This window comes from Vibrio chemaguriensis (assembly GCF_012275705.1).
In the GTDB taxonomy this organism is placed as follows: Bacteria; Pseudomonadota; Gammaproteobacteria; order Enterobacterales; family Vibrionaceae; genus Vibrio; species Vibrio diabolicus.
In genome coordinates, this window is record NZ_SHOE01000007.1 from 151,359 (window position 1) to 174,423 (window position 23,065).

At 46.6% G+C, this 23,065-nt stretch carries 20 protein-coding genes and 1 pseudogene; 7 read left to right on the forward strand and 14 right to left on the reverse strand.

Annotated features, from left to right (window positions below; translation table 11 throughout):
• Window positions 1–157: 157 nt before the first annotated feature.
• Together EX191_RS09015 and EX191_RS09020 are read right to left on the reverse strand one after the other, a co-directional pair.
• On the reverse strand, window positions 158–2,704 hold the full coding sequence (locus tag EX191_RS09015) for a glycosyl hydrolase family 18 protein (protein ID WP_193447601.1): 2,547 nt from the start codon (window positions 2,702–2,704) through the stop codon (window positions 158–160).
• A 369-nt stretch (window positions 2,705–3,073) separates the two neighbouring features.
• Window positions 3,074–3,577, reverse strand: a complete 504-nt coding sequence (locus tag EX191_RS09020) for a DUF2850 domain-containing protein (RefSeq protein WP_046876126.1) — start codon at window positions 3,575–3,577, stop codon at window positions 3,074–3,076.
• A 326-nt stretch (window positions 3,578–3,903) separates the two neighbouring features.
• Between EX191_RS09020 and ppnP the strand changes: the two genes are divergently transcribed.
• Both ppnP and EX191_RS09030 read left to right on the forward strand, forming a co-directional pair.
• The gene (ppnP, locus tag EX191_RS09025) at window positions 3,904–4,188 is read left to right on the forward strand and encodes a pyrimidine/purine nucleoside phosphorylase (protein WP_193447602.1); all 285 of its coding nucleotides are present in this window, start codon (window positions 3,904–3,906) and stop codon (window positions 4,186–4,188) included.
• A gap of 131 nt (window positions 4,189–4,319) precedes the next feature.
• Window positions 4,320–4,601, forward strand: a complete 282-nt coding sequence (locus EX191_RS09030) for a hypothetical protein (protein WP_041853103.1) — start codon at window positions 4,320–4,322, stop codon at window positions 4,599–4,601.
• Between the two features lie 3 nt (window positions 4,602–4,604).
• On the opposite strand, the pseudogene EX191_RS09035 reads toward EX191_RS09030, so the two are convergent.
• Window positions 4,605–5,754 (reverse strand): annotated as a pseudogene (locus EX191_RS09035) (GGDEF domain-containing protein).
• Between the two features lie 533 nt (window positions 5,755–6,287).
• On the opposite strand from EX191_RS09035, the gene EX191_RS09040 reads away from it, so the two are divergent.
• Window positions 6,288–7,628: an MATE family efflux transporter gene (locus EX191_RS09040; RefSeq protein ID WP_193447603.1), complete on the forward strand. Its 1,341-nt coding sequence runs from the start codon at window positions 6,288–6,290 to the stop codon at window positions 7,626–7,628.
• Window positions 7,629–7,725: 97 nt separating this feature from the next.
• Here the strand turns inward: EX191_RS09040 and EX191_RS09045 are convergent, their stop codons facing one another.
• The 3 genes from EX191_RS09045 to EX191_RS09055 all read right to left on the reverse strand — a co-directional run bounded on the left by EX191_RS09045 (window position 7,726) and on the right by EX191_RS09055 (window position 11,003).
• Window positions 7,726–9,405, reverse strand: coding sequence for an RluA family pseudouridine synthase (locus EX191_RS09045; RefSeq protein ID WP_193447604.1), 1,680 nt, complete (start codon window positions 9,403–9,405; stop codon window positions 7,726–7,728).
• A 117-nt stretch (window positions 9,406–9,522) separates the two neighbouring features.
• On the reverse strand, window positions 9,523–10,143 hold the full coding sequence (locus tag EX191_RS09050) for a DsbA family protein (RefSeq protein WP_193447605.1): 621 nt from the start codon (window positions 10,141–10,143) through the stop codon (window positions 9,523–9,525).
• Window positions 10,137–11,003 carry an MBL fold metallo-hydrolase gene (locus EX191_RS09055; protein ID WP_193447606.1) on the reverse strand — a complete coding sequence of 289 codons (867 nt, stop codon included), beginning with the start codon at window positions 11,001–11,003 and terminating at the stop codon, window positions 10,137–10,139. The genes EX191_RS09050 and EX191_RS09055 overlap by 7 nt, the downstream gene beginning before the upstream one ends.
• 126 nt (window positions 11,004–11,129) lie before the next feature.
• On the opposite strand from EX191_RS09055, the gene EX191_RS09060 reads away from it, so the two are divergent.
• A complete protein-coding gene (locus EX191_RS09060; protein ID WP_109169345.1) occupies window positions 11,130–12,017 on the forward strand; it encodes a LysR family transcriptional regulator in 888 nt (295 codons plus the stop codon).
• A 95-nt stretch (window positions 12,018–12,112) separates the two neighbouring features.
• Entirely contained in the window at window positions 12,113–12,916 is an 804-nt protein-coding gene (locus EX191_RS09065; protein WP_193447607.1) for an HAD family hydrolase, read from the forward strand.
• Window positions 12,917–13,021: 105 nt separating this feature from the next.
• On the opposite strand, the gene EX191_RS09070 is transcribed toward EX191_RS09065, so the two are convergent.
• The 5 genes from EX191_RS09070 to EX191_RS09090 form a co-directional block, all read right to left on the reverse strand.
• Window positions 13,022–13,411: a hypothetical protein gene (locus tag EX191_RS09070; protein ID WP_243238676.1), complete on the reverse strand. Its 390-nt coding sequence runs from the start codon at window positions 13,409–13,411 to the stop codon at window positions 13,022–13,024.
• Between the two features lie 24 nt (window positions 13,412–13,435).
• Window positions 13,436–14,533, reverse strand: a complete 1,098-nt coding sequence (locus tag EX191_RS09075; protein ID WP_005391988.1) for a GGDEF domain-containing protein — start codon at window positions 14,531–14,533, stop codon at window positions 13,436–13,438.
• A 5-nt stretch (window positions 14,534–14,538) separates the two neighbouring features.
• The gene (locus EX191_RS09080) at window positions 14,539–14,994 is read right to left on the reverse strand and encodes a putative pterin-binding protein (protein WP_005391987.1); all 456 of its coding nucleotides are present in this window, start codon (window positions 14,992–14,994) and stop codon (window positions 14,539–14,541) included.
• 451 nt (window positions 14,995–15,445) lie between these two features.
• Window positions 15,446–16,285 carry an S-formylglutathione hydrolase gene (gene fghA / locus EX191_RS09085; protein WP_046875601.1) on the reverse strand — a complete coding sequence of 280 codons (840 nt, stop codon included), beginning with the start codon at window positions 16,283–16,285 and terminating at the stop codon, window positions 15,446–15,448.
• A 61-nt stretch (window positions 16,286–16,346) separates the two neighbouring features.
• Window positions 16,347–17,495 carry an S-(hydroxymethyl)glutathione dehydrogenase/class III alcohol dehydrogenase gene (locus EX191_RS09090; protein ID WP_005391984.1) on the reverse strand — a complete coding sequence of 383 codons (1,149 nt, stop codon included), beginning with the start codon at window positions 17,493–17,495 and terminating at the stop codon, window positions 16,347–16,349.
• Window positions 17,496–17,787: 292 nt separating this feature from the next.
• Between EX191_RS09090 and EX191_RS09095 the strand changes: the two genes are divergently transcribed.
• On the forward strand, window positions 17,788–18,594 hold the full coding sequence (locus EX191_RS09095) for an arylamine N-acetyltransferase family protein (RefSeq protein ID WP_046875599.1): 807 nt from the start codon (window positions 17,788–17,790) through the stop codon (window positions 18,592–18,594).
• Between the two features lie 80 nt (window positions 18,595–18,674).
• Entirely contained in the window at window positions 18,675–19,544 is an 870-nt protein-coding gene (locus tag EX191_RS09100; protein WP_005464972.1) for a LysR family transcriptional regulator, read from the forward strand.
• Here EX191_RS09100 and EX191_RS09105 read toward each other — a convergent pair whose 3' ends face one another.
• The 3 genes from EX191_RS09105 to kdgR form a co-directional block, all read right to left on the reverse strand.
• Complete coding sequence (locus EX191_RS09105; RefSeq protein ID WP_193447608.1) at window positions 19,545–20,255, reverse strand: 3'-5' exonuclease; 711 nt, start codon at window positions 20,253–20,255, stop codon at window positions 19,545–19,547.
• A 2-nt stretch (window positions 20,256–20,257) separates the two neighbouring features.
• Window positions 20,258–22,126, reverse strand: a complete 1,869-nt coding sequence (locus tag EX191_RS09110; RefSeq protein ID WP_005482867.1) for a DUF294 nucleotidyltransferase-like domain-containing protein — start codon at window positions 22,124–22,126, stop codon at window positions 20,258–20,260.
• Window positions 22,127–22,209: 83 nt separating this feature from the next.
• Window positions 22,210–22,992: a DNA-binding transcriptional regulator KdgR gene (kdgR, locus tag EX191_RS09115; protein ID WP_005460804.1), complete on the reverse strand. Its 783-nt coding sequence runs from the start codon at window positions 22,990–22,992 to the stop codon at window positions 22,210–22,212.
• Window positions 22,993–23,065 lie beyond the last annotated feature (73 nt).

Genomic DNA, 23,065 nt, shown 5'->3' on the forward strand with positions numbered 1-23,065 from the left:
CGGCTCGATCCGTTTTGGGCTAATTCGATTTGAAAGCAATACCTCGGACTGTTTTTCGTCAGTGGTATCGCTTTTCTCATTATGAGATAAAAACAAAAAAGGACAGCCGAAGCTGTCCTTTGATCGTTAACTTTACAGAAAGTCTGCAAGGTTGGGCTTAGTTACAGTTAGCTACGCCAACTTCTTTCCATACGCCCCATTCGCCAGATTGGCTAGGATCGTCACCCTGAGTCCACCATTTCGCTTCCCAAGTTTTACCTGCATGAGTGACTTGGTTGCCGCCTGTGTACACTGCGCTTGCATCCCATGCGTTGTCACAGGTGCCTGGGTTTGGATCGGTGGTATGCTGTGCAACAACAACCGTTGCGCTTGCCGTTGAAGACGCTTTGCCGTCGCTCACACTTACGGTAAAGCTCAGGCTAGTGTCTTGCGGGTATTCAGCAGCAGTGAAAGTTACTTTAGAACCTTCAACCGTTGCGTTCAAACCTTGAGGAAGCGTCCAGTTGAAAGTAAGAGTATCGTTGTCTGCATCGCTAGAGGCTGACGCATCTACAACCACAACGTCACCAGCGTTTGCTGTTGCTGGAGCAACAACTTGCGCTACTGGCGCGTTGTTCACTGGGTCAACCACACCTGCTGGCTTCACAGTTACTACAACAAGGTCAGATGCCGTTGCACCTTCGTTGTCAGTCACTGTCAGCTTGAAAGTTAATTGCTCTTCAACAGTAACTTCTGCTGCATCAAAGCTTGCTTTCGCTGTGTTGGCGCCTGCTAGTACCACTGCTGTACCAGATACTTGTTCCCACGCGTAACTCGCGATCGTGCCGTCAGAGTCTTTCGATAGGCTACCATCTAGAACCACACTTGCAGGGCCAGTTACCGATAGATCTGCGCCAGCTGCTGCAGTTGGTTTACGGTTTGGTTGAGGAACCACACCGCCAGCCATACCTTCGTGCATTGCGTTGAGAATGTCGCCGTTATCCGCGTCGATTTCCCAAGAGAATAGACCCGCAAGACCCAGAGATTTCGCGTAGCTACCTTTTGCTAGCACTGAGCGATGGTCATCAAATGTGATCAACTCGCCCGTAGTACGGTTCCATACCCATGGTGCTTCTGCTTGTGCATCGTAGCCGTACTCGAAGCCGTTAATGCCAGTGTTGTTGGCACCTAGCATGAATGACTTAATGCCTTTGTAGTCAATTACGCCATCTTCCCAAACACCTTGCGCTGTACTGCCCTTCAGTTTACCTGTAGCAGTACCTGTCATTGGGTCATTTGGATCGGTTAGCGTATCTGGAGTGACGCCTTCCCAGCCACGACCGTACATTGCTGTACCAAGTACTAGCTTGTTCGCAGGAACGCCTTGAGCAAGAAGAAGCTGGATGCCGTTATCTGCTGTGTAAGCAGGACCTTTGTACGGTTCGCCGTTCTCATCAACGCCACTACCGTCACACTGACCAGGGCGCATGAATGAACCACAGTAAAGCGCAGTCTGGTGACCAGGAACGTTGTTCCAACCGCCATAGAAGTCGTAAGTCATCGCGAAGATGTAGTCCATGTATTGAACCGCATCTGCATAGTCTACGTCTTCAATCTTGTCGTAACCGACACCGATAGCTGACGTTAGCTCGTAAGTACGGCCAGTCTCAGCTTCTAATTCATCAAGCATTACGCGCAATTCACGCATCAGTGCGATGTAAGCTGGGCCATCGTTTACAGGGTCGCCCTTATCCGCGGCTGCACCGCCGCCACCAGGGAATTCCCAGTCGATATCAACACCGTCGTAGAATTTCCAAGTTTTCAGGAACTTCTTAACCGATGCGACGAATGTGTCTCGGTTTTTCTTGTCTACGAAATCGAAGAATGGGTCAGACAGTGTCCAGCCACCGATAGATGGGATGATTTTTAGATCAGGGTTACGTTGTTTCAATGCCATTAGCATTGCGTAGTTACCCTTGATAGGTGTGCTGTATTCATGACCAGCTTGTGGGAAACTCTTCTGATAAGCGGCCCAAGGGTCGTGGATCACGACTTCGTAGTCAGGCACGCCTGTACAAGCGGTTTGTAGTGCATTGAAGCTGTTGCCGCCAACAGACTTCACAGACTCATTTGGGCCACAAATTGGGATAAAACCGTAAAGGATGTGAGTCAAGTTGTCGACTGGCATGTTATCGACCGTGTAGTCACGACCATAGATGCCCCACTCAACAAAATACGTACCCATCACGACGCTTGGATCGGTATTGTACGTTTTGTTGTTTGGATCAACATTCATCGTCAGTGGCTTCAAGTGAGAACCATCGGTATCTGCAATCGTGATTTCAGCTGGTGCGCTTTTCGCACAACCTGTCGCATCACACGCCTCGATTTCCATTTGGTATAGGCCGCCCTGACCATATTCAAATGTCGCTGTTGTTTGGCTACCAGTGATTGGGCCGGTTGCTACTTTTGCACCATCAAAATAGACGTTGTAAGTATCACCTGGCGTGCCACTCCACTGGTTAAACTTAACAGTGATCTTCGCTTGCTCATGGTATTTCACCATGTCGTAGTAGCCTGACGTGGTTTCCATCGCGAGTTCAATTTTAGAAAACTGAAGGTTGTTGGAACCGTACATATCGATACTTGGTGCGGTTGGAGCCGCAACTGCAGCACCTGATAGTGCTAAAGCAACGCCAGCTGCACATAGGTTAAATCGAATCATAACTTCTCTCTCAATCCTTGGATTCATGTTCTACCTAGAACATAGGCTGCTCTTGCACCAGATAAGATGATTGGATTTACTCCATGTGCAAAAGCATCACACTCAGCATTTCAGAGAGTTTTTTTTCGTCAAAAAAAATTAAGACGGTTTTCGAGGCACTTGAGAGAACTTAACTAAAACTCGCACTCTGTTACACAGAAAGTGTCAGACTGAGTCAATAATTTATAAAATCTCAGCAGAAACTAAAATTATTGTTTACTCAGTAGCGAGTGTGATAAATGCGATGAACACCTTATTTCATTGTTTATTAAGGTTTTGTTTCATCGAAGTAGAAAGAGAATTGAAAGGAGAAATAGCCGTGAAGACGTACTAGTCACGGCTGAAATGTTCACTTAATGCAGCGCGACGTTTTGAAGCCGCTCCGGTTTCTGAGCCTTGAACGGTATGCTCAAATCCCTTACGGATGAATCGTTGATCTGGAATAAGAGGCTCAATACGGCGAATCTGAGGTGAAAGGTGAGAGCCCGAGAGCTGGTACGCGGTTTTTCCTAATCCAGTGTTCAACGTTATGACCTTTCCATCGAATTCAAATTCTGTCGTGATGAGTCGATGGTTTCGATATACCCCATCTTCTGTGAAAGTCAGACGTTCTGTTTGGTAGGGTGGCGCGCCGATCTCAATCCACTCGCCGTAGACTTTTTTCGGGTCAATATGGTCTTGATAGGATAGGTGGATTTGATAGCTGAAAAACGTCAAAAGACCCACCCCGAAAACGGCAAATGCGCTTTTGAGGGCTTTGGATTGGTGGCGAGCCCAAAATGAAAGTTTTGGTTCCTGTCTTGTTTTCCGCCTTCGGCGAGCTGAGTCCGTCATTGGTCTACTTTTCTTCCCTTTTTTAATATGGTGGAAACCTTCCTTCTCAAAAACAAACAATCCCGCCATTAAGACTAAGAAATTATGATCTAATGTCCACTTTTACATTCAGATACACTCTTATTGATGATTTTGTTGATTGCTAGCGTTAACTAATTCACCGACTTTATCTCACTAATTACGTCGTCTGGTTAAGCCTAGAAAAAGGTGGCCTCGCTCAGTAGCAAAGGATGTGCTTTATAACGTTGAGCTTAATGACTTTCAGAGCTTGAGTAACAGGAAGAAACAAGGTAAAAAAGAGCGGACTTTTGATAAGGAAACCAATAATGAGTATTAAGGAAAATAGCTATTTTGCAGGTAGTGTAAAATCACTAAGCTTTAACCAGAATGATCAGGACGTTAGCGTTGGAGTAATGCTTCCTGGTGAATACACGTTCGGCACTCAAGCGCCTGAGCGTATGACGGTTGTAAAAGGTGCGCTTGTGGTCAAGCGTGTCGGCGAAAGTGATTGGACGACTTACCAAAGTGGTGAGTTTTTTGAAGTGGAAGGGAACTCTTCATTTGAGCTTCATGTGAAAGACGCGACCGCGTATTTATGTGAGTACTTCTAGCGCTCATTTGTTGCTCGTCATAAAACCACCTTCGGGTGGTTTTTTCGTCTATGTGCTTCACTTATAACGCATCTTTTGGTTATTTGGGTATATACTTAATAAAAATGTACCCATCGACCAGGGAGGAAGTGATGGCAGTACAACGCAAGCATTCTGATCTCCCTCCTCGTTACGAGGACAAAGATCTCACCAATGAGCAAAGACATCGTTTTACCGAGGTCGCCAATGCAGCCCATAAGAGACGTGAATTCTATCGACGTGCTCTAGGAAAAGGCTTAATGGGCAAAGTGAAAGACCGTGCGTTTAAAGGCCAATTCGGTCGCCAGCAAGATAAGCCGAGCAGAGTGTTGCAAGCTGTGTGGCTAATCGTATTTCTGGTGCTGGGGCTATGGGTGATGCATGTATTCGCTTAACCGTTAGCAAGCTTCTGACACAGCTGGCGTTTCAGAGGCTGACTTCTCTTCGGTATTGCAGTGCTCGTAATACGCGTATTGGTTTTTCCCTGTGTGTTTAGCCGCATACATTGCTTTATCTGCGCACCGAGTCAATTCAGATAAGTCTTTCGCATCTTGTTTGTAGATAGCAGCGCCCACACTCATCGTTAACTCGTTAAACATATCGTAGCTTCGGTAGCCTTTTGGGAATAGATTCACAATACGCTTCAAAATGCTGTCTAGGTCATCTTTACTGTTTATGTCGTACAGCATGAGCACAAACTCGTCGCCCGCAAATCGAGCGATGGAGTAGTCGTGTTTGTCGGTTTTTCTGTCTTTATGGCGAACATTGTTTTTTAATCGAGTTGCAAAGGCTTGAAGCACTTGGTCACCAATATCGTGTCCGTAGGTATCGTTAATGTGTTTGAAGTTATCAATATCTAGGAAGACCAGAGCAGTGATACTGTCATCAGATGAATGGTTGATCTCATCGAGCTTTGCACGTGCCCAAGTTTCAAAGCTCCAGCGGTTGGCAAGCCCTGTGAGTTGGTCAAAATACGCCAACTCTTCAATCCCTTCACGATAAAGTGTTTGAATGTAGTTGAGGACTTTTGTGTAGTAGTACGAGAATGTGTGACACACAAATGCAGTTGCTATCAGGGTCAGCATAAATCGTCGTTCTATGATGTCACTGGCTGTTGGTAGCCGATCTAAAAAAAACGACGCCAAAAAAGATCAGTAAGATATAGGTGCCACTAAACAGCAGACCGACTTTAAACTCATTGATCAGCACCAGAGTAGCGACAATGGGGTATAGCCATAGCAGTTTGCCTGAGGGGGCATCGTTATACAGAAGTAGCAATAACCCTTCGAACATCAATACTGCACTCAGCCATAGGTCGGCATATTGATGATGTCGTTGAACCTTTATCACATAACTGATACCTAAACAGGCTAAGGCACACAGAGCATGGAAAAAGCTTAATCCCCAATTATCCTCAAACAATTGAGCAATGGAGCCATAAGTTAAACATGCCGCGGCGATACTGGAGCATAAAAAGACAATTTTCTTTTTTCTTGTTGAGCGGATATCCGCCATTTCCTCTAAGCGTGCTCCAGCCAATGTCGACATTACGTATCCTTGCTTAATTAACGTGTACGCTTATTCTAGGCGGTATTTTAGCGATGAATAGAACAACAAAGTTTCCAAATGTGATGTCAGTCATTTTTAGTATGGGCCTAGAAGTGTGGTTTGGTGAGAGTGCTCAAAGCGCAACAAAGGCTTATAAAGTTTTCCATGGCGGATCTTTATGGCTTCAGATGGTTCGATTAATAATTCAAAGTAATGCATTTCCACCGCCGTATTTGCAGGATCTATCCTGACTCAACTCTGTTGGGAGTAGCATGAACTGCGCCTTCTACCTATTGAGCTCATTGTTCGTCAATCGACGATCTCTAAATTCCGGCAATGAGTTTTTCGTTGTGAAAAAGCATTAGAAATATTTTTCCGAAACAGATCGAAATATTGTTGTCGTTGTGACCAATATGCGACTAGAATCCGCGCTAAATCACGACCTCATATCGAGCTTCATTCGAGTTACTCTTTTTCCAAACTGCTTCACACATTTTGTGAGGCAGTTTTTAGTTGTAGGAAAGGTTAAAAACATGCCTAAAAGCCAAAACATCAACCAACGTATGTCCATCGTGGCATTGGCTTGGCCGATACTTGTCGAAATTTTGCTACGGACGGCTTTAGGAACCAGTGACGTGTTCATGCTAAGTGGCTACTCAGACAAAGCGGTGTCTGCGGTAGGGGTGATCACGCAATTAACGTTTTTCCTGATCATTATATCCACTTTTGTCAGCAGCGGAACGGGGATTCTGATCGCCCAGTACAACGGCGCGGGGCGTGAGCAAGACTCGGTTGATGTGGGTGTTGCCAGTGTTGCGTTGTCCGTGATTGTCGGTGCGTTCTTGAGTGTGCTTGCCGTGATTGGTGCGGTGTTCTTCTTACCGTATTACGGGCTAGAAGCGCAGGTTGAGCAGTACGCCCGGGAATACTTGCTGATCAGCGGCGCGATGACGTTCAACGTTACGATAGGTATTGTCTTTACCACGATTCTGCGTAGCCATGGTTACTCGCGCTCACCAATGGTAGTGAACCTGATCTCCGGTGTGTTTAATATCATCGGTAACTATATTGCGCTTTACCAACCGTTTGGCTTACCGGTGTATGGCGTGCAAGGTGTGGCGATTGCGACTGTGGTCAGCCAAGTGATTGGTATGTTGCTATTGGGCGTGATTTTGAAGCGCAGCAGCATTGAGCTACCAATGTCCAAGATTAAGCAAGTGCCAAAAGACGTTTACAAGAAGATCCTGAAAATCGGCGGCATGAACGCGGGTGAAGTGTTGTCTTACAACATGGCGCAGATCTGTATTGTGTACTTCGTGGTGCAAATGGGTACATCGTCGCTGGCGGCGTTTACTTATGCGCAAAACATTGCCCGTTTCTCGTTCGCGTTTGCTCTAGCGATTGGTCAGGCAGCGCAAATCCAGACCGGTTACTACATCGGTAAAGGTTGGGTGAGCAGCATTTTAAAACGCGTACAAATCTACTTCTTAGTGGGGTTTGTTGCCTCAACGGCGGCAACCACACTGATTTACCTGTTTAGAGAAGAGATACTGCGCGTATTTACCGATCAGCCGGAAATTTTGGCGTTGGCGGGGGTATTGGTGATGGGCTCAATTTTGCTCGAGGCCGGACGTGTGTTTAACCTGATTTTTATCGCGGGGCTCAAAGGCGCGGGTGACATCAAGTTCCCAGTGCAAATGGGGATTTTGAGTATGTGGGGACTAGGCGTGTTTTTCTCCTACATCTTTGGCATCCACATGGGTTATGGCGTTTTAGGAGCTTGGATGGCAATCGCTCTCGATGAATGGGTGCGTGGTATCATCATGGCAAGGCGTTGGCGCTCTCAGGTGTGGACCAAGTTTAAGGTGAGCTAACGGTTTTCGGTATCGCGCATCACGCTTATTCTGTTGTTAGAAACCCAAAAAGGCACTGTTAGTCAGTGCCTTTTTGTTATTTAAAATCTGGAAGAAGTTAGAACTCGCACTCAGCTCTGAACACCATGCGCTCTTTGCTGTATGGATGATCCAGCTCTAGCATCTCAGCATGCAGGTGTAAGCGATTCGCTTTTTCGCCGTATAAACCATCACCAACCATCGGCATGTTTAACCCCATGTGATGAGCACTGTGTACACGTAGTTGGTGAGTTCGCCCGGTTTTCGGATACATGTATACCTTGCTGCGTCCATCTTTGACTTCAATCAGTTGCCAGTAGGTTTCTGCATGTTTACCGTGTTCAAAACACACCAACTGACGTGGGCGGTCGTCTGGGTCGCCACGCATTGGCAGTGAAATTTCCCCTTCCGGTTCGTTCAATACGCCTTCGAGTAGTGCCATATAACGTTTTTGTACGCCGCGAGCCATAAACTGTTTTTGCAGACTTTTGTTCGCGCGCTTAGTTAAGGCAAACACCAAAATGCCAGAGGTCGCCATGTCGAGGCGATGAATCACAAACGGCCCTTCCACATCAGGGAACATCGCTTGTAGGCGCGTATAAGCAGAGTCTTTGATGGTTTTACCCGGCACTGAAAGTAAGCCTGAGGGCTTGTTGACGACGACCATAGCGTCGTCTTGGTAGATTATCTCTAGCTCTTTGTCTTCTGCCCAATTCTCCGCCAATGGGTTAGGTTCGACATCCAGCCCTTGCATCATATGGCCTAAAATCGGCTGACATTTGCTGTTGCACGATGGGTAGAATTTTTTGTGTTGGCGAACCTCAGACTTTGGCGAAACACCCCACCAAAATTCTGCCAGCGCCAGCGGTTTGAATCCGTATTTAAACGCGTATTGGAGCAGCTTTGGCGCAGCACATTCCCCTGCACCTGCTGGTGGTATTGGGTTTGTGGTGTCCGCAAAAATGTCCACCAAGTCGCGTGTCTCGCCATGGCTGTTTAGGAAGCGGTATTGTTTATGCAGTTTGTGCTGTAAAGCGTTGGAGAGCGTTTTGCGCTGCTCTTTCAGGTGAGCAAGTTGCTGCTCTAACTCGGCCAATCGTGCTTCTTTGATTGCAAGCTTTTCATCCCACGCTTGCTTTAAGTATTTGAGAACATTTTTCTCGGCGACACTTTGCTTACCCAACTCATCCAACAAGATTTTGAGATCATCGGCATTGAGCGTTTGCTCGCCCTGTTGGCGCTGTCGTTTGCGTGCGGCGCGGCCATCAATCATCACTTGGCGCTGTGTTTGCTCTTCTTGCTGATAAGCGGCTCGGTCGGCTTGGATTTGCGCTTTAAGCTCCTCCAATTCCGGATTCGCGGCACTGGCTTTGTACTCCGCATTGGCGGCGTTGATGGCATCCGTTTCTGCGCGGAAGAAGCCTTCATCGGTCAGCATGTCGTACACAGGAGGGACAAATCCGGGAATTAGGTTTTGGTCGGCAATTTTGCCAGAAAACGCACTTAAAAAGCCGAGCTCGCCTTGAGGGCTTTCTACCAGCAATACGCCAAACATTTTGCCTCGCCCAGTTTCTTCATTAACCAAACCAAAATCGTGTTCGAAGTCGGTTTGCGCTAATAAGTGCTGTTGCAATTGCTTTGCGGCCATAACGCAAAGAGGATGCGGCGTGTAGTAGAACGGAAACGTAAACTGCGTTGGCAATTCATAGCCAGAAATATCAGCAGTAAAACGAGTAAAACAATGTTCAGGCGAGTGCATGGTGGGTATCCGCGAGAGTAAAAAATCGATCGAGGATTGTACCTGTTTGAGTCAGGATTGCCATGTCGGTGTTGGCACTCGCTCTTGGATTAAGAACAAGAGCGAGTGGGGAAGGGCTTATTGCAGTTTTTGTAATGCAAGCTTCCACTGTGCCGGTTTGTCGTAGTAGGTCGAGTGCGGCAAGGTCAGGTACTCGCCATTTACTTCTGCAATCAGGGTTGGATAACCACCAACGTGTAACTGGCGCATCAACTGTCGGCTAGAGCGAATTCTCTCGTTTAGCTCGGCTTCGCTTAACGTCATGTTTTGCTCCCACGCATCGTTTGCTAAACCTAGCGATTCTGCAATGGCTTTGAGCGTCGATGCTTCATTCACTTTTAACCCGAGCTGATAATGCGCGGATTGGATGGCCTTTAGAATGTGCCATGGATTCAGCCCCATTTTCTCCGCACTCAAGATCGCTTGTGTTGGTAGATAAGAATCAAGAATAAACGCATCTTCGCTTTTCACGCGTTGCAGATATGCCTCACCAAACGTTGCTCCCGTTTCGGTTGCGATACGAGCGTCACTGTTGATGATGTGCTGACGAAATTCAGGCTCAATCGCGCGTTTCTCGATCATGCCGCCGGGATGAAGCTCGACCTTAAATTGAGAGGTGTCCATCAAGGCTTCGATGAGTGGTGATGCCCCGTAGCACCAACCACACATGGGATCGAAGAAGTAATGCACGGTTACCATGTCATTTCACCAGTATGCACTTTCGCACCGATTTCTAACGCGATTGGCAATTGAGCTTCTGGGTATTTCGCTGACATGGTGTCAATGAGTTGAGCACTGTTATTGCTGTGTTTTTTCGCTTGCTGAAAATCCTGCAAGTATTGTTGCGAGTAGCGAATGGTGTCTGCGTTCAGCTTTGTGCCTGCTTTCATGTGACCAGGAATGACCACTTGAGGTTTAAGCGCAAGCATCTCGCTAAGCTGCTGCTCCCAAGCATTGATAGCGGTTTGGTCAGCGGCATCTGCCATCCATAAATGCACGTTTGAGTACACGGCTACGTTACCCAGAATCGCTTTGTTATCTGGAATCCATAGGTAAGGGCGGTGTGCTGATGTGCCATGGTTACCACGGATTTCAATCTTATGACCTTCTAGCTCTAATGATGCTTTGTCGTATGCGACAGGGATCACTGGTTTTACCGGTGCGTTTGCGCCAAGTTTTGGTCCCCAGTACGCCAGCTTTCCAGCCAACTTCTCTTTAATAATTTTTTGAACCGCTGGCGTTGTGATGATCTGCGCATCAGGGAACTGTTGGTGTAAGGCCTCTGCGCCAAAGTAGTAATCTGGGTCCGCTTGGCTGATGAAAATGGTTTTAAGCGTTTTGCCTGAGTCCAACACTTTGGCGGCAATGCGCATCGCGTCAGCTTTGGTGAAGCCAGTGTCGATGACCATGGCATCAGTCTCACCGTATACCAAGGTTGAGTTAACGTGGAAGCTGTTACCGTCGGCGTTGTAAACCTCAAGAGTAAGGGGAGAGTGGTTTGCCGCTAGTACAGGGCTTGCCATTAAAATGGATGCAGCAATCAAAGTGAATTTTTTCATAATAAGCTCCTAAAGAATTTGGGGCCAAGCGACGATGGCTTGGGAACGGGAGCTATATTAGAAAATTGATACGCTCGTAAAAATACACAATAATGTGCATCACTATTTCTTATTTCGAGCAAATGTATGGACAGAGTAACGGCAGCAAAAGTATTTGTGGATGTGGTGTATTCTGGCAGTTTTACCGCGACCGCAGAGCGGTTAGACATGTCTCGGCCAATGGTGACTCGTTATGTAGAGGCGATGGAGAACTGGTTGCAAACTCGTTTGTTGCACCGCACCACGCGCAAGGTGTCGCTCACCACCGCAGGGGAGCGCAGCTTGCCTCAGATTGAGCGCTGGTTAAAACAGGCCGATACGTTGACGTCGAACATTGCCGTTGATGGTGAGCTGTCCGGAAAAATCCGTCTCGCGTCTAGCACTTCATTTGGGTTCTCACAGTTGATCCCAGCCGTAAACAGTTTTATGCAAAAGCACCCCAAAGTGCATATCGACATAGATCTGCAAGATTCAGTGAGTGATCTAACCGAGCAACGCATCGATCTGGCAATCCGAATTGCGTCAGATCCCGATCCTTCTTTGATTGGTAAGCCGATTGCGGTGTGTGAATCGGTGTTGGTGGCATCGCCGCAATACTTGCAAACTCACCACGCGATCGCGCATCCCCGAGATTTATCTTCACACGATTGCTTGGGTTACAAAAACTTTGAGCGTCACGTGTGGCATTTGTCGCAGGGCGAGCAGTTCGAATCGGTGGGAATTGAGTGTCGTTTAACCAGCAATGAGGCCACGGCGTTATTGCATGGCGCTTTGCAAGGCATGGGTATTTCGATGCTGCCAACCTATTTGAGCAATATCTATCTGCAATCGGGTCAGCTTGAGTCGGTGTTGCCGAATTGGAAGCCAAATGATCTCAACATTTACGCGCTGTATTCATCACGTAAACACTTGTCTCCTGCGGTGAGAGCTTTCATCGATCACAGTGAAGATTACTTTAAACTGCACCCTTGGTAATCGCGAAAGGCGTTGTCATCCCGACTTGAGATTCATACAAGATCCTGTACCTTACATGGATTATATTTTCGCAGCGTCATTTAGAGTTTTAGTTAATGTCACAAGTTCGCATCAAATTTATTGCTTCCGATATGGACGGCACTTTGCTTGACCAATACGGTCGTTTGGATCCAGAGTTTTTCGATCTGTTTTTGCAATTGGAAGAGCAAGGTATTTTGTTCTCCGCTGCGTCTGGTCGTCAGTATTACAGCCTGCGTGACACGTTCGCGCCAATCAAAGATCGAGTGTTGTATGTGGCCGAAAACGGCACCTTGGTGATGTACCAAGATAAAGAGCTCTACAGTTGCACCATGCCTAAAGCGGAAGTGGCGGAGATTGTGAAAGCGGCTCGTGAAATTGACGGGGCGAACATCGTATTGTGTGGCAAGCGCTCGGCGTACATCGAAACGCATGATCAGCAATCGCTGGAAGAATTTCAAAAGTACTACCACCGCTGTGAATACGTGCCGGATTTGCTTGAGGTCGAAGACGAGTTTATTAAGGTGGCAATTTGTCACTTTGACGGTTCGGAAGAGCTCCTGTTCCCGACCATGAACGCGAAGTTTGGCGCAACGCATAAAGTTGTGGTGAGCGCAAAAATTTGGCTGGATGTGATGAATGCCGAGGCGTCTAAAGGCGCGGCCATTCAGCACCTTCAAGAGACGATGAATTTTACTCCGGCAGAAACCATGACGTTTGGTGATTACCTCAATGACCTCGAAATGCTGCAAGTCAGTGAGCATTCGTACGCGGTTGCCAATGCGCATGAAGAGATTAAGAAAATCGCTCGTTATTCTGCGCCAAGCAACCAAGAGGCTGGGGTACTCAAAGTGATTAAAGAGAAAGTGTTAGCGAAGTAACGCCCCCCTTTCGATGTTACTTTCTTCTTAACGTAAAAAGCCCCGCAGTGCATGCGGGGCTTTGTTTTTTTGTGTGGTGGGAGGGGGTAGTAATGTTCCCGTTTTTTAGCGCACGTACTTAGCGGTTGCGCTGACTAAAAAATGCTGCTGCTTTCCGTCCGATTTTGGCACCCACAAGTCGTTGTGGTATTGGTAGATACGGCCATTGACGGTCACAGACAAGGTGTTATCACCCGTTTGTTCCATACGAATAAACTGATCCGAAGTGACCAAAAACGGCTCTTGCTCTTCAATACTTTGACCCGTTGCCAATACGAAGTAGCCGAATCGGTTGCCAGCATCCGGATCGGTTGAGTAGATTCGATGCCCAACGAGGCTGTAGTCGTCGTTGAGTGCCTGCTCAAGCGTTTTTTGCCCGATGGTTTCGTGCGATGGGATAAATACCCAAGCCAACACACCTGCCGCAATGACTGCCAGTAGAAGCAGTACTTGCATGAACTTTCTCATCATAAATACCGTTTAACGTTGAAATTTCATTTTGTACATGCGCTTATCCGCTATGCTGATAAGAAAGTCAACATTGTTACTGTCTTTTGGGTATTGCGCTAAGCCCATGCTGGTTGATAGTGTTGCGACGTTGTCGGAATTTAGTATTGGCGCATCAAATACCGCATTGATATGCTCACGAACGCCTTCTTCATCAACATGCTCCCCTTCGAGGATGACGGCGAACTCATCGCCTCCCATGCGATAGACGGTAAAATCATTCAACGCCATAGATTTAAGCCGTCTAGCAATTTCACGCAGTACGGTGTCTCCCACTTGGTGACCGTGTGTATCGTTGACACTTTTAAAACCATTTAAATCTAAAATCCACAGAGAAAAAGGCCTTTTCTCTTGAGTGAGCTCATTCAGGTTGATAAATAGTGCATTGCGATTTCCAAGATGAGTCAGTGGGTCGCTGAGCGCCAGTTTTCTATGGAAATGGGATTCACGATAAAAGAAATAAGTCAGAGACAGGATCGACAAAACGAATGTAGCAAACAGCATATACTGCGCTTGCATTAACCGTTGCGTTTCTCCTTTCTGTGCCTCATAGACTTTGCTGCTTAGGCGAAAGTTCTGATTAACGAAATCGACCAAGCTTAAGTACAGTGTTTGAGTGGATCGATAAAATTGAGCCGCAGCTTGGCTATCGCCAGTTCTTGCTTCAACTAATTGCGCTTCCAGACCCTGAAATTCCTCAAAAAGATCAATGAAATACTGATGCATATTATTTCGAGAGAAAAAAGTGTAGGCTTCATTACTACTAATTAATAAATCGAATCTACTCCAGGCCAATTCATATTGCAGCTCTGCACCTTCGATATTTAATACATTTTCATCGACTCGTCTCGCTTCTCCGACAAGTTCCGAAAGCTCTTTAGAGAGTTGGAATAAAAACCAGGTTGCTTGTTTTTGCTCATTATTAAAGTTTTGTGACAGTGCGCGTGTCTGCTGCAGAAGCAATACATTTGCGAGAAGCAAAGAAGTGGCAAACACCACAAGCAACATTTTACTGGTTGTAGAGTATTGTGGTGCTCTCTGCTTTTGATAGGTGGGTTCTGATAACTTCATTCTTATTATTTTGCTTTCATCTCATTTACTTGCCAGACCATTTGCGCGTGATATTTATTGTAGTTGAGCTCAGGATAGAGACTAAGAGAGTATATTACCCAAAATGGCCCCTTATTCCTGACTTTTATATAGTGTTGATCTTGTTGGTAAGCCAGTATTGGTTGGTATCTAAGAATGTCTTGTCGAGACAGTGTCGAGTGATAGTCATTCAAGCTACTGACATCTACTTGTTCTGGCACTTTGCCATAGACGTGGGTGAGGAGCGTGCTAAGTTTAACCCCAAGAAATTCAGAAGAAGCAGGGATCCAAGGCAGCGTGGTTGTGTAGCTGGTGGTTGGTAAAGATTGAATCTCTTCCAGTTTTAATGTGACACTAGGTTGTTGGCTACTGCTAAATACGATCGTACTTGCAGATAAGAATGGCGCAACAAAAAACAGACCTAGCGCGACTATCTTTTTCATCATATGCCCTTTGAGTTTTATTCTTTTTGCTGAGCTAGGACAAAGGTGCTAGCGGTACTTTATTTGTAATTGTAATAATAGAGCCAACCGGATGAGATTTTATAATATGTTATGTTTGAAAAGTAACTGTCGGTTTACTGTACGTCAAGGTTATTAAGTGACTTCTTAATTAAAAGGTCAGAAATATGCGTTATTATTTCTCTCTATAACGAATTCGTGTCATTTCGCAGATTTTTAATGGAAATTAATCCTATTTTCAACCGATGAATTGTATTGTGAATGAGAATTAGAAGGGTTAATGATTGAGGTATAAGCGAATCCGATTTCATCCTTACATTGTTCTCTATCTTTATTCCAATGTTATTTAAGATTGGTATGTTAATACGCACCAAAAATAAAGCCACCTAGGTAGGTGACTTTATTTTTTAATTCATAAAGTTACTTCTATGAATTAGGCAAACAAATACTTCGCATGGAAGTTGAGATGATCGTCAATAAAGCTTGAGATGAAATAATAGCTATGGTCATAACCAGATTGCATTCTTAAGTTCAGGTTTGAATCATGCACTTTTGCTGCAGCAACCAGCGCTTCTGGCCTAAGTTGCTCGTTGAGGAAGCCATCAGCATCACCTTGATCAACCAAAATAGGAAGTGGTGATGGTTTTTGCTTGAGAAGCTCACTTGCATCGTATTGCTTCCAGCTTTCAATATCTTTGCCTAAGTAAGCAGTAAAAGCTTTTTGTCCCCAAGGGCATTGGACTGGGTTACAGATAGGGCTAAACGCCGATATTGAGCGATATTGCTCTGCATTTTTCAGACCAATGGTTAATGCTCCGTGACCTCCCATGCTGTGCCCAGAAATGGATTTTACTTCTGAGACAGGGAAATTGCTTTCAATGATCTCTGGTAACTCTTTAGTCACGTAATCGTACATGAAGTAATGCAGTGACCAAGGTGCTTGAGTCGCATTAAGATAAAAGCCAGCTCCTTTACCCAGGTCATAGTTTTCATCGTCAGCGATACCTTCGCCTCTTGGACTCGTGTCCGGAGCAATGATCGCAATGCCAAGCTCGGCCGCCATACGAAATGCGCCCGCTTTCTGCATAAAGTTTTCATCGGTGCAGGTTAAGCCCGACAACCAGTACAAAGCGGGTACGGGGTTCGATTTAGTGGCATTCGGTGGTAAGAAAATCGCAAAGCGCATCGTGCAGTTTAGGGCTTTGGATTCGTGTGTATATTGTTTGTGCCAACCGCCAAACACTTTGGTTTGGCTTACATTTTCAATGGTCATGAATAAACTCTCTAACAACAGAATGAATTCAGGCTCCCCAAAAGGAGAGCCTGAGGCAGCATTATTGATCCATATGAATAACAGTACGGATGCTCTTACCTTCGTGCATCAGATCAAACGCTTTGTTTACGTCAGCCAATCCCATTGTATGAGTAATGAACTCTTGCAAGCCAAACTCACCAGCCATGTAACGGTTTACGATTTCTGGAAGCTCAGAGCGGCCTTTAACACCACCGAAAGCCGAGCCACGCCATACACGACCAGTAACTAGCTGGAATGGGCGAGTTGAGATCTCTTGACCAGCACCCGCAACACCGATGATCACCGACTCACCCCAACCTTTGTGACAACACTCAAGTGCCTGACGCATCACGTTTACGTTACCGATACATTCGAAAGAGTAGTCAACACCGCCATCCGTCATTTCAACAATCACTTCTTGGATAGGCTTGTCGAATTTCTGTGGGTTAATCACATCGGTTGCGCCTAGCTGTTTTGCAAGATCGAATTTGCTTTCGTTGATATCGATACCGATGATGCGGCTTGCACCCACCATGCGTGCACCGATGATTGCTGAAAGACCGATACCACCCAGACCGAATATCGCAACCGTGTCGCCTTTTTCAACTTTTGCCGTATTCATAACTGCGCCCATACCGGTTGTTACGCCACAACCTAACAGACACACTTCTTCAAGTGGTGCATCTTTGTTTACTTTCGCTAGCGAGATTTCAGGGAGTACCGTGTACTCAGAGAAAGTAGAACAACCCATGTAGTGGAAGATGGTTTCACCGTTGATAGAAAAACGGCTTGTACCATCGGGCATCAGACCTTTACCTTGTGTTTCACGCACGGCCTGACAAAGGTTGGTTTTGCCCGATTTACAGAACTTACACTCGCCACATTCTGCGGTGTAAAGAGGAATCACGTGGTCGCCAACCTCAACGCTGGTAACGCCTTCGCCCACCATTTCAACAATACCGCCACCTTCGTGACCAAGAATAGAAGGGAAGATGCCTTCTGGATCGTCGCCTGACAGAGTGAACGCATCAGTATGACAAACACCTGTCGCGACGATGCGCACTAGCACTTCACCCGCTTTAGGAAGCTGTACATCCACTTCTTCCATTTTCAGTGGTTCGCCAGCGGCCCATGCAACCATTGCCTTGGATTTGATGTGAGTTTGACCAGGTTTGATTTCAACAGTCATTGGATTTTCCTTTATATTCTCAGTATATGGAGTGACGTAATAAGCGTAGTTAAGGTTTGCTTACTGCGCTGCGTCGTTTTGTTGGTATCTATTCTAGGTGTTTCAATAAAAATGATAATCCGTCCATTTTGAAAATGATTTTTACATATACGTAATAATGGTAAGGTAAGCAGATTATATGAGTGTGACGTCTCCTCAAAGCGGCAGGGAAAGCGGAAAGGCAGTTGACCTGAAGTTAGCTAGAGGGGCTAGAGTAGAACGCAATCAACCCATCAGCGAAGTAAGAGTAATTATGAACAAGACGGATCTGAATGCCTATTTAACCAAGCTCGGTTTGCCAAGAGAGCTACCTGCCGATTTAGAAACATTACATAAAGTACACGTGGCACAGCACCGCAGCCTGCCGTTTGAGAACTTTGATATTGCGTTGCAGCGCGGCATCTCTGTTGAGATTGAAGACATCATTCAAAAAACGGTGTATCACTCTCGCGGTGGTTACTGTTTTGAATTGAATGGTTTAATGCTTGAGGTACTCAATACTCTCGGATTTGAAGCACGCAGTTTACTAGGGCGTGTGCATGTGTCGGGCACACCAACTGGCCGTAGTCATCAAATCACGTTGGTAACGCTGGATGAACAAGCATGGATTGTTGATGTGGGCTTTGGCTCCAATACGCCGCGCGCGCCATTGCCGTTTATCCTCAACCAAGTGATTCAGACGGATTTACAAACCTTCCGCTTTGTCGAAGATGCTCAGTTTGGTTACTTCCTTCAAGTGTTGTCAACGGATGGAACGGACACATGGAACAATCTTTATAGCTTCGATTTAGAGTTTGTGTTTGCGGGTGATATCGCGTGTGGCAACTTTTTTACTTCCACTTCTCCTCACTCGCGTTTTACCAGCGCAAGAGTCGCGGCGAAAGCAACAGAAAGTGGGTTGGTGACATTGCTTAACTACACACTCAAATACACCAGCCAAGGTGAGCAGACAGAATTGGAGTTAGAGCCAGGCCAAGCCTATCTGGATGCATTGAAAGAATACTTCGGCATTGAACTTGATGCGCAGTACGGCGATCTTCGTCCGTTGCCTGATGCGTAAAATTCTCCCGTTTTCAAAGCGTAGCGCGACGAGAACATTTTCATCACTATTTGTCTAAAAGAGGTCGACAGGAATACAGCATGGCGAATTGGGAAGGGGTCAGCGAATTTGTTGCTGTGGCGGAAACCAACAGTTTTACCGGAGCAGCAGCTAAGCTGAAAACATCGGTGGCACAAATCAGTCGTCGGGTATCAGCACTTGAAGAACGACTTGCGGTGAAATTGCTGCATCGCACGACGCGAAAAGTCTCCCTGTCTGAAGCCGGACAACTCTATTACCAGCAGTGTAAACATTTGGTGGAAGGGTTAGAACTGGCCGAGCTTGCCGTAACGCAAATGCAGACGGAACCGCGCGGTTTACTGCGCGTGACGGCTCCTGTGACGTATGGGGAAATGAACCTCGCGCCGCTTTTGCATCAGTTTTTGGAAAAATACCCGCGTGTGGATCTCGATTTAGTGCTGACCAACCAAAAGCTGGATTTGATTGAGCAAGGTGTGGACGTGGCGATTCGTCTTGGCCGCTTGCAAGATTCCAGCATGATCGCTAAGCGTCTTTCCTCACGTCAAACCTACGTGTGTGCCAGTCCGATGTACTTGGAGCGTTTTGGTGAGCCACATACGTTGTCGGAATTGGGACGGCATCAGTGCTTGGTTGGCTCGGTCGACTATTGGCACTTTAAGGAAAATAAACGCGATAAATCTTTACGCGTGTCGGGACGGATTAAATGCAACAGCGGTTTTGCTTTGGTGGACGCAGCGAAACGTGGTCTGGGTTTAGTGCAGCTGCCGGATTACTACGTTCAAGAAGCATTAGACAGTGGTGAGTTGGTCGAGGTGCTGACCGATTACCGTGATGATCGCGAAGGCATTTGGGCGCTGTATCCGCAAAGTCGCAATTTGTCGCCAAAAGTGCGGTTATTGATCGACTTTTTGGCGCAAGAGTTGGCATGATCAGCGCATCAACTGACGCAACGTGACATCCGGAAGCGCGGTCAGTTTTTTACTTTGCACCAAGAACAATTCCGCGCACGCCAAGGAATCACTGGCGGCTGAGTGCGATAAGTACCCCGGCAGGTGATAGTAGCGGCGCAAATCGTCCAACTGATAACTGCTGTGCGCGCCGCTTTTCCCTGCATAGCTAAACTGCTTTTCGATTTGCAGAGTGTCGATAAAATACGCGGGGAAACCCTCTACTTGGTAGCGAGAGGAAAAGTAAGCGTGAATGAAGGCTTTTTCAATGCAGCATCCGTGGGCGAGCACCACTTTTCCTGTGATGCGTTTCAGCAACCGATTCATCCCCTCATCCAATGGCAGTCCTTTAGCGAGATCTTGCGGAGTTAAGCCATTAATTTTCGCTGTTTCTGGTTTGATGAATTGTCCGTGACAAATGTACCACTCTTTGGAGCTGGCGATATCAATGCCGTCCAGCGTTAGGTCAACCACGCCAATCGATAAGATTTTATCGCCTTGCGCGTCCACGCCCGTGGTTTCAAAGTCCAACGCAACAAAACTCAAATCCTTCAAGGTCGTTGAGTCATCCACCAAAGGCTGTTGAAGATAGTCTTTCAGCACGATTGGCCAATCGTCAACAACGTGAATGGCTTGGCGTTTTTGCTCAGGAGAGAGCGGCGTTTCCCACCGCTTAAACCAACGTTTAATCATGGTTACGCCCCTTTCACAAACTTCAGTTTCGCGACATCTTGCAGCTCACTGATGATCTTAAATGCATCTTTTAAGTGCTTGCGCTCAAAGCTACTGAAATCATCGGGTGCGATGTGGTTGTCAGGTGTGGTGCCTGCCAGAATCGCATTGAGTTGATGACGGAAACGTACCTGAGTAATAAAGCGATACGCGCCAATGATGTTTTCAACACTGTCTTTCGACAATGTGCCGTGCTGGGCTGCGTAGCGAAAACGCTCTTCTGTGCCAGTTAACGAGCCGCCAGCAGCAAGACTGAAAATACGCGCCAGATCGATGATCAGATTCAAGGCGTACTTTTTGATGTTTAACGTGTTGCTGTTTTCCCCACCTTTTTCCAACACCAAATTGTTGAAAATGCCAAGTGGCGGCTGAGTGTCAATCGCGTCTCGCACCAAAGCCGGAATAAAGCTCGGGCTCTTTTGAATACAATCATGCAAGTGTTGTTGGATTTGGTCGACAAACTCGCGGTTGCCGTGAATGGCACGCACTTCAAGGAATACGCTAATGCTCAATAATTTGTTGTATTCTGGGCTGGCCACCCATTTCTGATAGTACTCTTTCCAACGACGAATTGGCTGACACCACTTTGGTGACGCTGCCATGTACTTGCCGTCACAAAGCGGATAACCGCACGCCGCTAAACCATTACACACCCGCATGGCAAGGTGAGTGAAGTACAGTTTATGTTCTTCGGTGGCGTCATCGGAAAGCACAATCGCACTGTCTTGGTCCGACAGCATGTGCACTTCGTTACGGGCGTGAGAGCCTGCAACCAACCACGCGTAATCACATGGAGGTGGGCCCAACAGTTCTTCATTGAGCTGGATGATGCGGCGCGTGAAAGCGTCCATGATCATCGACATCACCCGACCCTGAATTTCCGCACTCACACCGCTTTCCACCAACGCTTGGAAAATGGTTTGACGTTCTTCTTTCAAAGCCGCCAGCGCGTTGAGTGAACTCGCGTATTTGATTTTCTCAATTAAGAACAAAGACTGCGTGCGGTGGTTATGCACTAAATGTGTTGTCGTTAGAAGTCCTTTCACTTGCTTGCCATGTACCACGGGCAAACAGCGAATGTTGTACTGCAGCATCAAGGAAATGGCTTGAATCACTTTAGCATCGTCTTCGATCAACACAGGGTTTGGCGTCATCACGTCGGCAATGGGCTGATTGGTATCCATGTCTTGCGCGACGACCGATTTCGTCATATCTCGGTCGGTGACTAAGCCAATAATTTCGCCTTCTTTCATCACAACGGCACAGGAGCTGCGTTGTTTGCCGCACATGGTTTGCGCCACACTGCGGATAGAGTCGTTCACATCGACAATCGCAATGTTTTCGCTGGCGATCTCGCCAACAGTACGAAAGAACAGCCCTTTTTCTTCTTTCCGACAAACGTACTTCACCGCAGAACTCAAGCGCACATTGGCTTGGGCGGCAAAATAGTCGGCAAATTCTGGGTGTTCTTCGCTGACCAGTTTTAGCTCAGAATGGGGGATCAAATAGAGCAATGAATCTTCAATCGCTTCCGCTTGGTAACCATCTTCGGCATTTTCGAGTGGGTCGAGGAAAGTAAAACCAAATTGGTCATCTTGCCCAAGGCGCGCACGCAGTTCGCCGTTAGGCGTGCGCTGTTCAATGGCACCGGTTCGGATGATGTAGAGGTAACGTTGATCGCACAAGGCGCTAAAACCGATGGTTTCGCCCCTCACGAGATACTTGACCTTGACGGAATTCGCGATGCTTTCAACCACAGGTTCTGGCAGTTTATCAAAGGGGTCAATTTTGATTAAAAAGTCGAAGATGTTTGGAGTGACGGATGTGCCCATGGTTTACCTCTAAAATGAACCGGTGTTTCAACATTGTTCTAAGTGGCAAAAAAAGCAGCCTCGCGGCTGCCTCTTGTTTCTGATTATGCCGGGTAATCGTGGTAACCCAATTGCTCAGAAATGTTTTTACCTGCTTGATGCAGTAAGCCGACGTAATATTCCATTCTCTCTTCATCGAAACGGATGGTTGGGAATGAGATAGACAAGCCAGCAATGATTTGACCAAAGCGGTCATAAATCGGCGCAGCGATACAACGAAGACCTGGTTCTTGCTCTTCGTTATCTTCTGCATAGTGGAAATCGCGCACTTTCGCCAATTCTTCTAGCACTTGATCGGTGTTTTCCAATGTTTTTTCTGTGTGCTTAATGAACTCAACATCGCTCAATACGTCACGAACGAAGCTTTCATCGCGCTCAGAAAGCAGCACTTTACCAATAGCAGTACTATAGAGCGGATTGCGACGACCGATGCGCGATTGCATGCGTAGGTTGTAGCCAGAGTCGATTTTGTGGATGTAAATGATGGCATTTTCATCCAGCGCACCAAGGTGCAAGGCTTCGTTGGTTTGTTCTGAAATGTGGCGCATTTCTTTGTCGGCCAGTTCGATCAGATCGACGTACTCAAGCGATTTTGCGCCCAACTCGAACAGCTTAAGTGTTAGAGAGTACTTATCCGCTTCGCCTTCTTGAGACACGTAACCGAGCGATTTCATGGTTTGCAGAAAACGGTAAGTAGTCGCTTTCGACATCATTAGACGTTGTGAAAGCTCTGAAACGCCGATGGCTTTCTGTTCACCAAGTGCTTGAAGAATATGAAAAACCTTAAGTACTGACGAAACCGCTTCAGGCTGAGTCGACTTTTCCATTGTTGCCCCTTTCATTCTTAGTTTTCTGCATTATATCGCTGAAAAATTTAAGAACCAGTATTTTTAAAATGCC

What these genes read in the sequence shown, in the direction of transcription:
- EX191_RS09065 (WP_193447607.1), top strand. Translation starts at nt 12,113, where the DNA reads ATGTCACAAGTTCGCATCAAATTTATTGCTTCCGATATGGACGGCACT.
- EX191_RS09110 (WP_005482867.1), bottom strand. Translation starts at nt 22,126, where the DNA reads ATGGGCACATCCGTCACTCCAAACATCTTCGACTTTTTAATCAAAATT.
- EX191_RS09090 (WP_005391984.1), bottom strand. Translation starts at nt 17,495, where the DNA reads ATGACTGTTGAAATCAAACCTGGTCAAACTCACATCAAATCCAAGGCA.
- EX191_RS09105 (WP_193447608.1), bottom strand. Translation starts at nt 20,255, where the DNA reads ATGATTAAACGTTGGTTTAAGCGGTGGGAAACGCCGCTCTCTCCTGAG.
- EX191_RS09050 (WP_193447605.1), bottom strand. Translation starts at nt 10,143, where the DNA reads ATGGTAACCGTGCATTACTTCTTCGATCCCATGTGTGGTTGGTGCTAC.
- EX191_RS09045 (WP_193447604.1), bottom strand. Translation starts at nt 9,405, where the DNA reads ATGCACTCGCCTGAACATTGTTTTACTCGTTTTACTGCTGATATTTCT.
- EX191_RS09060 (WP_109169345.1), top strand. Translation starts at nt 11,130, where the DNA reads ATGGACAGAGTAACGGCAGCAAAAGTATTTGTGGATGTGGTGTATTCT.
- EX191_RS09020 (WP_046876126.1), bottom strand. Translation starts at nt 3,577, where the DNA reads ATGACGGACTCAGCTCGCCGAAGGCGGAAAACAAGACAGGAACCAAAA.
- EX191_RS09075 (WP_005391988.1), bottom strand. Translation starts at nt 14,533, where the DNA reads ATGAAGTTATCAGAACCCACCTATCAAAAGCAGAGAGCACCACAATAC.
- EX191_RS09100 (WP_005464972.1), top strand. Translation starts at nt 18,675, where the DNA reads ATGGCGAATTGGGAAGGGGTCAGCGAATTTGTTGCTGTGGCGGAAACC.
- EX191_RS09015 (WP_193447601.1), bottom strand. Translation starts at nt 2,704, where the DNA reads ATGATTCGATTTAACCTATGTGCAGCTGGCGTTGCTTTAGCACTATCA.
- EX191_RS09055 (WP_193447606.1), bottom strand. Translation starts at nt 11,003, where the DNA reads ATGAAAAAATTCACTTTGATTGCTGCATCCATTTTAATGGCAAGCCCT.
- ppnP (WP_193447602.1), top strand. Translation starts at nt 3,904, where the DNA reads ATGAGTATTAAGGAAAATAGCTATTTTGCAGGTAGTGTAAAATCACTA.
- EX191_RS09030 (WP_041853103.1), top strand. Translation starts at nt 4,320, where the DNA reads ATGGCAGTACAACGCAAGCATTCTGATCTCCCTCCTCGTTACGAGGAC.
- EX191_RS09080 (WP_005391987.1), bottom strand. Translation starts at nt 14,994, where the DNA reads ATGAAAAAGATAGTCGCGCTAGGTCTGTTTTTTGTTGCGCCATTCTTA.
- EX191_RS09040 (WP_193447603.1), top strand. Translation starts at nt 6,288, where the DNA reads ATGCCTAAAAGCCAAAACATCAACCAACGTATGTCCATCGTGGCATTG.
- EX191_RS09095 (WP_046875599.1), top strand. Translation starts at nt 17,788, where the DNA reads ATGAACAAGACGGATCTGAATGCCTATTTAACCAAGCTCGGTTTGCCA.
- kdgR (WP_005460804.1), bottom strand. Translation starts at nt 22,992, where the DNA reads ATGGAAAAGTCGACTCAGCCTGAAGCGGTTTCGTCAGTACTTAAGGTT.
- fghA (WP_046875601.1), bottom strand. Translation starts at nt 16,285, where the DNA reads ATGACCATTGAAAATGTAAGCCAAACCAAAGTGTTTGGCGGTTGGCAC.
- EX191_RS09070 (WP_243238676.1), bottom strand. Translation starts at nt 13,411, where the DNA reads ATGCAAGTACTGCTTCTACTGGCAGTCATTGCGGCAGGTGTGTTGGCT.